Source organism: Paraburkholderia sp. BL21I4N1 (assembly GCF_002973525.1).
Classification (GTDB): Bacteria; Pseudomonadota; Gammaproteobacteria; order Burkholderiales; family Burkholderiaceae; genus Paraburkholderia.
Genome location: NZ_PVEN01000008.1, coordinates 204,259 through 217,885, shown reverse-complemented (window position 1 = coordinate 217,885; position 13,627 = coordinate 204,259). Strand labels below are relative to the sequence as shown.

The window sequence follows — 13,627 nt, the reverse complement described above, 5'->3', positions numbered from 1 at the left end:
CGGTGAGTGCAAGCGCCGGCGGATTGGACAGTGGCTCAGTAGTGGACGGCAATCAGGAGGTCATTGGTGCGGGCGCTTTCGTGATTACCGACGCAGCCGACGTCGGTCAGGTGTGGGACGTGATCCCGGCCGGCTCAGGTAGTGACGGCCTTCAGGCAACTTTGCTCAGGGGCGGCATGCTCAAAGCCGGTGCAGGCGGCTCGGGCATCGATACGACGGGGCTGAACACCTCGTACAAGACCGCAGCGTACTATTCGCAGGTCGCCGGCATGGGTGACAGCGTTGGCTCGACCCCCCCGTCGGACGTGGCGCGCGTTGAAGGCGCCGCATCGATCGCGATCGGTTCGAACGCGTACGCCAAGGGTGCAAAGTCGACAACAGTTGGCGCGCAGTCTTTTGCTTCGGGTGCTGATTCGGTCGCCCTGGGCTCGGGCTCGGTGGCGAATCTGGACAACACCGTCTCGGTGGGTAGCGATGGCACGGGTTCGTACACCGCTTATGACGCAAAGGGCGTGGCGTACACGATCCATAATCAGGCGAACACACGTCGTCTGGTGAACATGGCCGCCGGTCAGAACGACACCGATGCTGTCAACGTGTCACAGCTCAAGGGCGTGACGGCTGCGCTCGGTGGTGGTTCAAGCCTGAACGCGGATGGCTCGGTAAAGGCGCCGACCTACGCGGTCAACGGTACAACCTACGACAATGTCGCCGACGCAATCGCGGCGGCAGCATTGACCGGTGGTGGCGGCGGGACCGATCCGAACGCAGTAGCCTATGACGATGCCTCGAAGGGTCTTGTGACGCTGAAGGGCGCCGAAGGCACGTCGATTACCAATGTGAAGGCAGGCGAACTGTCGGCAACCAGTATGGACGCAGTGAACGGTTCGCAGTTGTTTGCCACGAACGAGAAGGTTGAACAGAACGCGTCGGATATCGCGAAGAACACCGGCGACATCACGAATCTGGACCAACGTGTGACGAACAATGCAACGTCGATCAGCAACATCGATGGCCGCGTGACCAACGTTGAAGGCTCGGTGACCAACATCACTAACCAGATCAACAGCGGTGAAATCGGTCTCGTGCAGCAGGACAAGGATTCGCACGACCTGACGGTCGCCAAGGATCTGGACGGCACGCATGTCGACTTCATGGGTACCGCAGGTGCGCGTGAGTTGATCGGTGTGGCAAACGGCACGACGGACGCTTCGGCCGTCAACCTGAGCCAGCTCAAGCCGGCAGTCGACGCACTCGGCGGCGGCGCAATGATCAACGCAGACGGTTCGGTTACCGGTCCGACGTATCACATGCAAGGTGGTACGCAGAACACGGTGGGCGGTGCGCTCGATTCACTCGACGCCAACCTGTCGACGTTGAAGACGCAGATTGACGGAGCAGGCGTTGGCCTCGTCACGCAAGACGCGGTGTCGAAAGACATTCTCATCGCGGGCAGCACCAACGGTATGCGCGTCAACATGGCTGGTACTGGGGGTAACCGTGTCGTGACAGGCGTGGCGGCCGGTGCGGTCAACGCGTCGAGCGTCGAAGCGGTCAACGGTTCGCAGTTGTATGCGAGCGCGGCCAGCACGGCCGCAGCGATCGGAGGCGGCTCGACCGTCAACGAAGATGGCACGATCACCGCACCGACTTACGTTGTCGGTGGCACGACCGTGACCAACGTGGGTGACGCGATCAGCAACATCGATAGCCGTACGACGCAAAACTCGACCGACATCACCAACATGCAGGCGACGATCAACAACTTTGGCGGGTCGGTGGCGAATGCGGTGCAGTACGACTCGGCCGCTCACGACAAGATCACGCTGGGTGGATCGGCTGGCGCAGCGAAGGTGAAGCTGACCAACCTGCAAGACGCGGATTTGTCCGCAACCAGCACTGACGCGGTGACCGGCTCGCAGTTGTGGAACACCAACCAGCAGGTTGCGGATCTGAATCTGCAGATCAAGAATCAGGCGTCGACCGGCAACACGTATATCGCGATCAACACGGATGGTGGCGCCGCTTCGGCATCGGGTGACAACTCGATGGCGATGGGCGGTGGCGCACAAGCAAGCGGCGCGAACTCGGTGGCAATCGGCGGTGGTTCTGTCGCGGATCAGGACAATACCGTGTCGTTCGGTTCGGAAGGCAACGAACGCCGTCTCACGAATGTCGCGGACGGCAAGGCCGGAACCGATGCCGTGAACATGCGTCAATTCCAGTCGGGCATGACTGAGTTGTCACGTAACGCGTACAGCGGCGTCGCGGCGGCCACCGCGTTGACGATGATTCCGGATGTTGACCAGGGCAAGACCATTGCAGTGGGTGTCGGCACGGCGAACTACAAGGGCTATCAAGCCACGGCGTTGGGCGCATCGGCTCGCATCACGCAGAACCTGAAGGTGAAGATTGGTGCGGGTATCAGTTCGGGTGGCACGACGATCGGCGCAGGTGCTTCGTACCAGTGGTAAGTGCCTTGACGGACGGGGCGTGAGTCCCGTCCGTCAACCGGGTCTGTCTTGACCTATAAAAGTGCGCCCTCGTCGGCGGCTCGCGCCGCCGGGAGGGCCGCTTCAATTCACTGAATTCCCAAAAATGAACATGAATCTGATGAAGTATCTCCGCGCGCCGTTACTCGGCACGTTTGTCTGTTTCCTTGCTGCATGCACCACGCAGTCTGGTCCTACCTACACGCTGCGTGCAGTGAGCGTCCCGAACCAGCAGGTACCGGTCTATCGCGTTAGCTGCGACGGACTTCTGGAAAACTCGAATAGCTGCGTCCGCGTTGCTGAAGAAACCTGTAAAGAAAACGGCATGGCGCTGCTTGAATCGATCGATCGTGTCGACGCTACCGTACCGAAGAAGGACCCGCGCGAACTGACCTTTATGTGTGGCAAGCCGGCCGTGCAACAGCCGGCCGCGCAGCCGGTCGTGAAGCAGGACGTCCAGCCGGTCGCGCCGCAGCGTCAGCTGGTTCTGCAAGGCGACGCCAACTTCGCAACCGACAGCGCAACGCTTAACCCGGCAGCGAAGGCCAGCCTCGACCGATTTCTCAGCGCGAACCAGGGTATCAAAGTTCGTCGTGTGGTCGTGACGGGTTATACGGACAGCAGGGCGTCGGAACCGCATAACCTGAAGCTCTCCCAGGCGCGCGCAACCACCGTCGCGCAATATCTGCACGATGGCGGCCTGCAAGCCGAGCAGTTCTACACGCAAGGCAAGGGCAGCGCCGATCCGGTCGCATCGAATGCCACGGCTGAAGGCCGTGCACAGAACCGCCGTGTCGAAGCCAGCGTGCGTGTCGAATAATCCGCAGCACACATCGTTTTGACCTCAAAGGCCTGCCATCGAGCAGGCCTTTTCATTTCCAGCGCGTCAACCCTCGCCGTCGATCCTCAACCGCCCAATCACTCCCTTCGCCTGTCCCAGTCGCTCCACAAGCTCGGGACCACGACTCAGCGCCACACCCACCGCCAGAATGTCCCCGATCGCCAGATGCGACATGCGCGATGTCATCGGCGAAAACACATCGGTTTCTTCCACCACGTTCGAGAACAACGAAATCGTCGCCACCCTCGCCAGCGGCGAATTCCCATGCGTAATCGCAATCACTTTCGCGCCACGTGCCAACGCCGAGCGCGCCGCTTCGATGATGTCGCGTGTACGGCCGGTATTCGACACCGCCACCACGACATCGCCAGGTTCGAGCAACGCCGCCGACATCGAATAAGTATGCGGATCGGAATACGCGACGCTCGGCATGCCGAGCCGGAAGAATTTGTGCTGAATATCCTGCGCGGCAATTCCTGACCCGCCCGCACCGTAGAACTCGATACGCGCCGCGTTGGCCAGCAGTTCCACCGCGGCATGAACGCTATCCGGCGACAGGTTATTGCGCACCTCGATCAATGTCCCGATGGTCCGGTCGAACACTTTCGCAATCAGTCCCGGCGCGCCTTCATCCGGCCGTACGTCGCGGTACACGGTCGGCACGCCCGCCGCGATCCCCTGCGCCAGCCGGATCTTGAATTCGCGAAACCCCGAAAACCCAAGCGCGTGACAAAACCGCGCGATAGTCGGCTGACTCACACCCGCGCGGGCGGCGACTTCGGTCATCGACAGATCGAGCACCTCGCGCGGTGCCTCGATGATGTAATCGGCCAGCTTGCGCTCGGACGGCCGCAACTGGTCGCGCATCTCTTCCACCTGGGACAGCATCATCGGAAAACTCGCACTATGCTGAAGAATGCGTGGACTATAGCTGATCCCCACAAAAGGTACAAAAACTACAAATCGATGCGTAGGTGTTATCCCTAGGTTTCACCAATTCCCCGCAGACGGGCTACCAGTATGGGCTTGTTTATATTTGCAAGATGCGGCAACGCAGCACGAGCCCACATTGCGATCTTGTAGTTTTTCTACTAAGATGACGTGGGTCGACTGATCCGACATCCCCTGCGATACCTACCTGGCACGGCGCGTACGCGTCCCTCAAGGCCAGCGACGAAGGAGCTCCGATGGTTTCCCCGCATTCGCAATTGTTGAAGGTCACGCAACGTGTGATCGAGCGCAGCAAGCCCACCCGCGAGGCGTACCTCGCCCGCATCCATCAGGCGCAGGGCAAGTTCCCGGCGCGCGGCGCGCTCTCCTGCGCCAATCTGGCGCACGGTTTCGCGGGTCTGGAAGGCAACGACAAGCTAGTCATCAAGCAGATTCGCGAGCCGAACATCGGCATCGTGTCCTCGTACAACGAGATGCTGTCGGCCCACGCGCCGTACAAAAACTACCCGGACATCATCAAGCAGGCCGCGCGTGAGAACGGCGGCGTCGCGCAATTCGCGGGCGGCGTGCCGGCCATGTGCGACGGTGTGACGCAAGGCAATGCGGGCATGGAGTTGTCGCTGTTCTCGCGCGAAGTGATTGCCATGAGCACGGCGGTCGCGCTCACCCACAACATGTTCGACGCGGCGTTGTGTCTCGGCATCTGCGACAAGATCGTGCCGGGCCTGCTGATCGGCGCGCTGCAATTCGGCCATCTGCCGACCATCTTCGTGCCGGCAGGTCCAATGGGCAGCGGCCTTTCGAACGACGACAAAGCCAAGACGCGCCAGCTCTTCGCCACCGGCCAGTGCGGCCGCGACGCGCTGCTCGAAGCGGAAGCCGCCGCGTATCACAGCCATGGCACCTGCACGTTCTACGGCACCGCGAACAGCAATCAGATGCTGATGGAAGTAATGGGTTTGCATCTGCCGAGTTCGGCCTTCGTGCATCCGCACACGCCGCTACGCGATGCGCTGACCGCGCAAGCCGCGCGCCGTGTGCTCGATCTGACGGTGGACCGTGGCAACTACATGCCGATCGGCCATGTGGTCGACGAGAAAGCGGTCGTCAACGGCATCGTCGCGTTGCTGGCCACGGGCGGTTCGACCAATCACACGCTGCACCTCGTCGCGATCGCTCGGGCGGCGGGCATCGTGATCGACTGGGACGACTTCGACACGCTGTCGCAAGCGGTGCCGCTGCTCGCCAAGATCTATCCGAACGGCAAGGCCGACGTGAATCACTTCCACGCCGCCGGCGGCGTCGCGTTCCTGGTGCGCAATCTGCTGGAAGGCGGCTTGCTGCACGAAGACGTCAACACCGTCGCGGGCAAAGGCCTCAAGCACTACACGGAAGAACCGAAGCTGCTCGACGGCAAGCTCGAATGGGTGCCGGGCGCGCAGACCAGCGAAGATACGGCCGTGCTGCGGGGCATCAAGGAGCCGTTCCAGCCGGACGGCGGTTTGCGTCTGATGCAAGGCAAGCTCGGCCGGGGCGTGATCAAGATTTCGGCGGTGGCGGCGCAGCATCGCAAGGTCAAGGCGCCGGCGATCGTGTTCGATTCGCAGGAAGCGGTGCAGGCGGCCTTCGACAAAGGCGAGCTGAAGCGTGATTTCATCGCGGTGGTGCGCTTCCAGGGCGCGCGCGCAAACGGCATGCCTGAGTTGCATCGTTTGACGCCGCTGCTCGGAGTGTTGCAGGATCAAGGTTTCCATGTCGCACTGGTTACTGACGGCCGCATGTCGGGCGCGTCGGGCAAGGTGCCGGCGGTGATTCATCTGTCGCCGGAAGCGCTGCTGCAAGGGCCGATCGGCAAGGTGCGCACGGGCGACATACTGGTGATCGACGCCGATGCCGGCGTGCTCGACGTGGAGATCGACGCAGCCGAATGGGCCGCGCGTCAGGGCGCCGTGCCGCAGCATCAGGCGGAAAACGAAGTCGGCTTCGGCCGTGAACTGTTCGGTGTGTTCCGCGCGGCGGCCGCGCCGGCGGAGCTGGGTGCCTCGGTGTTCGGCGCGATGGTCGGCGAAGTTCCGGCCCACCACGCCGCTCAAGTCAAAGCACACAGCGAAACCCACACAAGCACCACCCAAGCCAGCTAAACGCTGCAGAAACAAGGAGTTTGACTATGACGTCGAAAACAGTAAGCGATATCGTGCGCCTCGGCCCGGTGATTCCGGTGCTCGCGTTCGACTCGGCCGAGCAGGGCGAACACGTATCGCGCGCGCTGCACGCGGGCGGCGTGAAAGTGCTGGAGATCACGCTGCGCACCGCGGCGGGCCTGGAAGCGATCGAACGCGCGAGCCAGCTCGCCGACGACATCGTGGTCGGCGTCGGCACGATCACGAAGCCCGAACATTGCGCGCAAGCCAAGAAAGCGGGCGCGCAATTCGGTGTCTCGCCGGGCCTGACGAAAGACATGCACAAGGCTGCTCAGGACGCCGGCCTGCCGCTGCTGCCGGGCGTAATGACGCCGAGCGACATCATCCAGGCGCTGGAACTGGGCTATGAGATCGTCAAGTTCTTCCCGGCGCAGCAAGCCGGCGGCGTGCCGATGCTGCAGGCTTTTCATGGTCCGTTCCCGAATCTGAAGTTCTGCCCGACCGGCGGCATCACGGCTGAAACAGCGACGCATTTTCTGTCGCTGCCGAACGTAGTCTGCGTGGGCGGTTCGTGGCTCACGCCGAAAGCCGCGCTGGCCGCGCAGAACTGGGACGAAGTCACGCGTCTCGCGCGTGCCGCGAGCCAGTTGGCCGCACCCTCGCATTAAGGTCACGGGACCGCACGCGCTTTAGTCCGCGCTTTTGTCCGTTTTTCAGGCCGACACAAAGGAGCCTCGTCGACACAGCTAGTCATGCTGTCGCGGCGAGGCTCCTTTTCGATATGCGCGTCCAAATGGCGGGCGTTTTACGGCAACAGACAGTAAAATTCAGCGTCCGCGCGGTCAGCCCGGTTTTCAGGCGTCGCGCAGGTCGCCGTGAGACGAGGTGCCGGCCGCTTGTCCTGCACTCAGAATCAATAACGCAAAAGGAGGAGCTTCATGGGAGCTACCCACGGCAGCCTGCTGCTGGTCTTCGGCGTGATCGCCATCGCCTTGCTGATCCTGCTGATCACGCGCTACAAGGTGTATCCGTTCCTCGTCCTCATTATCGTGTCGCTGCTGCTGGGGCTCGCCTCCGGCATGCCGATGGCGACCATCGTCAAATCGTTCGAAACGGGTAACGGCAACACGCTCGGGCACATTGCGATCGTGGTGGGCCTCGGCACCATGCTCGGCAAGATGATGGCCGAATCCGGCGGCGCCGAGCGCATTGCCACGACGCTGATCGACTGGTTCGGCGAGAAGCATATTCACTGGGCGATGATGGTCGTCGCGATCATCGTCGGCTTGCCGGTGTTCTTCGAAGTCGGCTTCGTGCTGCTGATTCCGATCGCGTTCAACGTCGCGAAGCGAACCAATAAATCGCTGTTGCTGGTCGGCCTGCCGATGGTCGCGGGTCTCTCAGTCGTGCATGGTCTGATTCCGCCGCATCCGGCCGCGATGCTCGCGGTGCAGGCCTATCACGCGGATATCGGCAAGACGATCGCTTATGGGTTGATCGTGGGCATCCCAACGGCGATCGTCGCGGGTCCGCTGTTCGCGTTGCTGATCAGCCGTTATATCAAGCTGCCGAAAGATAACGCGCTTGCCGCGCAGTTTCTTGGCGGCGCGGCAGCAGGTGTGGCTGCGGGCGGAGGGGCAGGTGCTGCTGGCGCTAGTGACGCCGCGAAGAGCGGCGCACAAAACATCGCGCCGAAACGCGAACTGCCGAGCTTCGGCATCACCCTGTTCACGGTTTTGTTGCCGGTGATCCTGATGCTGATAGGCAGTTGGGCCGACCTCATCACCGAGCCGAAAACGTTGCCTAACGATCTGCTGCGCTTCATCGGCAATTCGGACGTCGCGCTGTTGATCGCCGTGCTGGTCAGCTTCTGGACCTTCGGTGCGAGCCGCGGCTTCACGCGCGAGCAGATCCAGAAGTTCTGCGGCGACTGTCTTGCGCCGATCGCGGGCATTACTCTGATCGTCGGCGCGGGCGGCGGTTTCGGTCGGGTGCTGATGGACAGCGGTATTTCCAAGGAGATCGTCAATGTGGCCACCTCGGTGCATATGTCGCCGCTGCTGTTCGGCTGGCTGGTCGCCGCGCTGATTCGTCTCGCGACGGGTTCGGCCACGGTCGCCATGACCACGGCGTGCGGCATCGTCGCGCCGATCGCGGCCGCGGGTGGCGTGCAGGTTCAGCCGGAATTGCTGGTGCTGGCCACGGGCTCGGGCTCACTGATCTTCTCGCACGTGAACGACGGCGGCTTCTGGCTGATCAAGGAATACTTCGGTATGACGGTGGGGCAGACCTTCAAGACATGGTCGCTCCTCGAGACCATCATCTCGCTGATGGGGTTGGGTTTGACCTTCGCACTCGCGGCGGTCGTGTAAGGAGTTTTTGATGATTCTGATCGCAATGGGCGTGTCGGGCGCCGGCAAGACAAGAATTGGCGAAATGCTGGCGGAACGCCTGCAATGCCCGTTCACCGACGGCGACGCGTTTCACAGCGCCGCCAACAAGGAAAAGATGCACCACGGCATTCCACTCACCGACGAAGATCGCTGGCCGTGGCTGCAAACGATCCGTACCGCGATCGTGGACAAGCAGAAGGCGGGCGAGACGGCGGTGTTCACGTGTTCGTCGTTGAAGCGTTCGTATCGGGACGTGCTGCGCAACGGCGATAAAGACGTGTGTTTCGTTTATCTGCAGGGCTCGCGCAAGGTGCTGGAAGAGCGGCTGACTACGCGTACCGGGCACTTCTTCGATCCGTCGCTGCTGCAAAGCCAGCTTGATACGCTGGAAGAGCCCGGTCCGGATGAAGCGATCACGGTGAGCATCGAGTTGACGCCAGAACAGATCGTCGAGGAAGTGTTGAAGCAGGTGGAAGAGCGCTAAGCTAGTCCGGCGACGCATCGACACACGGTTGAAAAAAAGACGCTCCGAGGAGCGTCTTTTTCATGCCTCAAACAACGAGGCGATGATCGATCAATGACGGCGCGACTTCACGCAATCCGCTTCGCCAGCTCCACGGCCTTGCCGATATACGAACCCGGCGTCATTGCCAGCAAACGATCTTTCGCGTCTTGCGGAATTGCCAGGCCGCTCACGAAGGTTTGCAGCGCTTCGCGCGTAATGCCCTTGCCGCGCGTCAGTTCCTTCAACTGCTCGTACGGGTTCTCGATGCCGTAAACGCGCATCACCGTTTGCACCGGCTCCGCCAGCACTTCCCAGCAATTGTCGAGGTCTTCGTTCAGACGTTGGGCATTCACTTCGAGTTTGTCGAGACCGCGAATCAGCGAGTCGTACGCGAGCAGCGAGTAACCGAACGCGACGCCGATATTGCGCAGCACCGTCGAGTCGGTCAGGTCGCGCTGCCAGCGCGACACAGGCAGCTTGTCGGCGAGATGGCGCAGCGTGGCGTTCGCCAGCCCCAAATTGCCTTCCGAGTTCTCGAAGTCGATCGGATTGACCTTGTGCGGCATGGTCGACGAACCGATTTCACCGGCCTTCGTGCGCTGCTTGAAGTAACCGACCGAGATATATCCCCATACGTCGCGATCCAGATCCAGCAGGATCGTGTTGGCGCGCGACACCGCGTCGAACAGCTCGGCCATGTAGTCGTGCGGCTCGATCTGGATCGTGTACGGATTGAACGTGAGCTTCAGACGTTGTTCCACCACTTCACGCGAGAAGCTTTCCCAGTCGAACTCCGGATACGCGGACAGATGCGCGTTGAAGTTGCCGACCGCGCCGTTCATCTTGCCGAGCAGTTCGACCTTCGCGATCCGGTCGATTGCGCGTGCCAGACGCGCGGCGACGTTCGCCATTTCCTTGCCGAGCGTAGTGGGGCTGGCCGGCTGGCCGTGCGTGCGCGACAGCATGGGCTGTTCGGCGTGCGCATGGGCCAGCGCGACGAGACGCTGATGCACCGAGCGCAGCGCCGGCAGGATCACGTGTTCACGGGCGCCGGCCAGCATCAGGCCGTGCGACGTGTTGTTGATGTCTTCCGACGTACACGCGAAGTGGATGAACTCGCTCGCGCGTTCCAGTTCTTCCTGACCCTTGACCGATTCCTTCAACCAGTATTCGACGGCTTTCACGTCGTGATTCGTCACGCGCTCGATGTCTTTGATGCGCGCGGCGTCGTGCGCGGTGAAGCGTTCGGCCAGTTGCAGCAGGAACTGTTCGGACGCTTCGGAAAAGCGCGGCACTTCGGCGAAACCGGCGTGCGACAACGCGATCAGCCAGTGGATTTCGACCGTCACGCGATTGCGCATGAAAGCGGCTTCCGAGAGCCACTCGCGCAGGGCTTCGGTTTTCGACGCGTAACGGCCGTCGAGCGGGGAGAGCGCGTTCAGCGCGAAGAGGGTGTCGGGGCGGGTGTCGGACATGATGGGGGCGTGACGCAAGGGTGAAGACGCGGAGGAAACTGCGGGAACCGCGAATTTTACCACCGGACGCCGCCTGGCCCGGGTTGTCCGGGGTCGTGCCGCCGCCCAACGCGCCGCACCCACTAGAATGCTGACTTCTTACCACTTGCCGGCAGCAGGCCCCGCATGGAACTGAAATGGCTCGAAGACTTCGTTTCGCTCGCGGAAACGCGTAGTTTCAGCCGCTCGGCCGAATTGCGCCACGTCACGCAGCCGGCTTTCTCGCGACGGATTCAGGCGCTCGAAGCGTGGCTCGGCACCGAACTGATCGACCGTTCGGTTTATCCGACACGCTTGACGGCGGCCGGTCAGGTGTTCAACGAGCAGGCGCTGGCGATGCTGTCGCAGTTCCACGAAGCCCGCGCGCTGCTGCGCGGCCACACGGCGACGCCGCAGGCGACCATCGAGTTCGCGGTGCCGCATACGCTTTCGCTGACATACTTTCCGCGCTGGCTGCAGCGCATCGAAGCGCAGATGGGCCCGATCCACACCCGGCTGCGCGCGCTGAACGTGCACGACGCGGCCTTGGCGCTGGTGGAAGGCGGCTGCGATCTGATGATGGGCTATCACCATCCCAGCCATCCGGTCGCGCTCGATCCGGGCCGCTACGACATGCTGACGCTCGGCAACGAGCCGATCAGCCCGTTCTCCGCGCCGGGCCGCGCCGGCCGGCCGCGGTACACGCTGCCGGGCACGCCCGAGACGCCTGCGCCTTACCTGTCCTACACGCCGAATGCATATCTGGGCCGCATGACCGAGGTGATTCTCGCCAACGCGCCGGAGCGCCTGCATCTGGACCGGCTGTATGAAACCGACATGGCCGAAGGACTCAAGGCGATGGCGCTGGCCGGCCACGGCATCGCGTTCCTGCCGCACAGCGCGGTGGAAGACGCGGTCGCCGACGGCAAGCTGATCCGCCTCGATCGCGCGACGCGCGGCACGCCCGAGGGGCAGCTCACGCTGAGCATGGAGATTCGCCTGTATCGCGACAAGCTCGCCGCGAAGAGCGACGATGCGCGGCAGATTCTCGTGCGACAACTATGGGATGTCGTTTCGGAGGAACTGGCGCAGCGCAGCGCCTGAGTTCCCGCCGTCCTGCCTCCACGCGACGCAAATTTGCGGCTTCTTGAGGGTTATGCAAAAAAAACATAATCGGATAAGGAAACGGCATTGGATTTCAAATCGGCGTTTTTCCACAATGCTGCTATTCGATCAACGCCGGAGCGTTCATGTCTTCCCAGCAGCAAGTCGCACAATCCGCATCAACGTTGCAGTCGGTTCCCTCCTACCTGAATAAAGACGACCTCGGCCCGTGGGGCAACTACCTGCGCCAGGTCGACCGCGTCGCGCCGTACCTCGGCTCCCTGTCCCGCTGGCTCGAAACCCTGAAGCGCCCGAAGCGCATTCTGATCGTCGACGTGCCTATCGAACTCGATAACGGCACGGTCGCGCATTTCGAAGGCTATCGGGTGCAGCACAACGTGTCGCGCGGTCCGGGCAAGGGTGGCGTGCGTTATCACCAGGACGTGACGTTGTCGGAAGTGATGGCGCTGTCGGCATGGATGTCGGTGAAGAACGCCGCGGTGAACGTGCCGTACGGCGGCGCGAAGGGCGGTATCCGCGTCGACCCGCGTACGTTGTCGCGTGGTGAGCTCGAGCGCGTTACGCGCCGCTACACCAGCGAAATCGGCATCATCATCGGACCGAATACCGACATCCCCGCGCCGGACGTGAACACGAACGAGCAGATCATGGCGTGGATGATGGACACGTACTCCATGAACCAGGGCCAAACGGCTACGGGCGTCGTGACCGGCAAGCCGATCACGCTCGGCGGTTCGCTGGGCCGTCGTGAAGCCACCGGCCGCGGCGTGTTCGTGGTCGCTAGCGAAGCGGCACGTCGCATCGGTGTCGAGATCGAAGGCGCACGCATTGCGGTGCAAGGCTTCGGCAACGTCGGCGGGATCGCCGCGCGTCTGTTCCAGGAAGCGGGCTCGAAGCTGGTGGCGGTGCAGGATCACACCGGCTCGCTGTACAAGTCGACCGGTATCGACGCGGTGGCGCTGCTCGACCACGTGGCGAAGACGGGTGGCGTGGGCGGTTTCGCGGAAGCGGACGCCGTCACGAACGAAGAATTCTGGAACGTCGAATCGGACATCCTGATTCCGGCCGCGCTGGAAAACCAGATCACCGAAAAGAACGCCGGCAAGATCAAGACGAAGATCGTCGTGGAAGGCGCCAACGGCCCGACCACCACGGCAGCGGACGACATCCTGCATGATCGCGGCATTCTCGTGATTCCGGACGTCGTGGCCAACGCCGGCGGCGTGACCGTGTCGTACTTCGAATGGGTGCAGGACTTCTCGAGCTTCTTCTGGACCGAAGACGAGATCAACCAGCGTCTGGAACGCGTAATGCGCGAAGCGTTTGCCGCCGTGTGGCAAGTGTCGAGCGAACAGAAGGTATCGGTGCGGACCGCGGCGTTTATCGTCGCGTGTAAGCGGATTCTGGAAGCGCGCGAACTGCGCGGCCTGTATCCCTGATCGTTCCGCGTGAAACGGCGGGCTTGCGTACTCGCGGGTCCGCTGGGCGTTTCAGCTTCAGCTTCGGTTTCAGCGTCAAATCCTTAGCTTCAACGCGGTCCACAAGACGGCGTGTTTGACCCGGCGGGCGGCATCGTATCGATGCCGCCCGCCTTTGCATGTCCGGCAGCGGCGTAACGCCGCAGCAGCCGGCGCCGCGAAACCGTAGCGGCGTAGGCACAACACCATGGTTTATCGCCATACTTTC

At 62.3% G+C, this 13,627-nt stretch carries 10 protein-coding genes; 8 read left to right on the top strand and 2 right to left on the bottom strand.

Annotation, left to right across the window (positions count from 1 at the left end; all coding sequences use genetic code 11):
- Nucleotides 1-2: 2 nt before the first annotated feature.
- Both B0G83_RS21610 and B0G83_RS21605 read left to right on the top strand, forming a co-directional pair.
- Nucleotides 3-2,474 carry a YadA family autotransporter adhesin gene (locus tag B0G83_RS21610; protein ID WP_374954932.1) on the top strand — a complete coding sequence of 824 codons (2,472 nt, stop codon included), beginning with the start codon at nt 3-5 and terminating at the stop codon, nt 2,472-2,474.
- 343 nt (nt 2,475-2,817) lie between these two features.
- Nucleotides 2,818-3,312, top strand: coding sequence for an OmpA family protein (locus B0G83_RS21605; RefSeq protein WP_308701476.1), 495 nt, complete (start codon nt 2,818-2,820; stop codon nt 3,310-3,312).
- 66 nt (nt 3,313-3,378) lie between these two features.
- Here the strand turns inward: B0G83_RS21605 and B0G83_RS21600 are convergent, their stop codons facing one another.
- Nucleotides 3,379-4,224 carry a MurR/RpiR family transcriptional regulator gene (locus tag B0G83_RS21600; RefSeq protein WP_105509435.1) on the bottom strand — a complete coding sequence of 282 codons (846 nt, stop codon included), beginning with the start codon at nt 4,222-4,224 and terminating at the stop codon, nt 3,379-3,381.
- Nucleotides 4,225-4,520: 296 nt separating this feature from the next.
- Here B0G83_RS21600 and edd point away from each other — a divergent pair, with 296 nt between their 5' ends.
- From edd to B0G83_RS21580, 4 genes are all read left to right on the top strand, one after another.
- Complete coding sequence (gene edd / locus B0G83_RS21595; protein WP_105509434.1) at nt 4,521-6,425, top strand: phosphogluconate dehydratase; 1,905 nt, start codon at nt 4,521-4,523, stop codon at nt 6,423-6,425.
- Between the two features lie 26 nt (nt 6,426-6,451).
- Complete coding sequence (gene eda, locus B0G83_RS21590; RefSeq protein WP_105509433.1) at nt 6,452-7,093, top strand: bifunctional 4-hydroxy-2-oxoglutarate aldolase/2-dehydro-3-deoxy-phosphogluconate aldolase; 642 nt, start codon at nt 6,452-6,454, stop codon at nt 7,091-7,093.
- 270 nt (nt 7,094-7,363) lie between these two features.
- Nucleotides 7,364-8,797, top strand: coding sequence for a gluconate:H+ symporter (locus tag B0G83_RS21585; RefSeq protein ID WP_105509432.1), 1,434 nt, complete (start codon nt 7,364-7,366; stop codon nt 8,795-8,797).
- A gap of 10 nt (nt 8,798-8,807) precedes the next feature.
- Nucleotides 8,808-9,302, top strand: coding sequence for a gluconokinase (locus tag B0G83_RS21580; protein ID WP_105509431.1), 495 nt, complete (start codon nt 8,808-8,810; stop codon nt 9,300-9,302).
- A 107-nt stretch (nt 9,303-9,409) separates the two neighbouring features.
- On the opposite strand, the gene purB is transcribed toward B0G83_RS21580, so the two are convergent.
- Nucleotides 9,410-10,798, bottom strand: coding sequence for an adenylosuccinate lyase (gene purB, locus B0G83_RS21575; RefSeq protein WP_105509430.1), 1,389 nt, complete (start codon nt 10,796-10,798; stop codon nt 9,410-9,412).
- Between the two features lie 165 nt (nt 10,799-10,963).
- On the opposite strand from purB, the gene B0G83_RS21570 reads away from it, so the two are divergent.
- Both B0G83_RS21570 and B0G83_RS21565 read left to right on the top strand, forming a co-directional pair.
- On the top strand, nt 10,964-11,920 hold the full coding sequence (locus B0G83_RS21570) for a LysR family transcriptional regulator (protein ID WP_105509429.1): 957 nt from the start codon (nt 10,964-10,966) through the stop codon (nt 11,918-11,920).
- A gap of 146 nt (nt 11,921-12,066) precedes the next feature.
- On the top strand, nt 12,067-13,380 hold the full coding sequence (locus B0G83_RS21565) for a Glu/Leu/Phe/Val dehydrogenase (protein WP_105509428.1): 1,314 nt from the start codon (nt 12,067-12,069) through the stop codon (nt 13,378-13,380).
- Nucleotides 13,381-13,627: the final 247 nt, after the last annotated feature.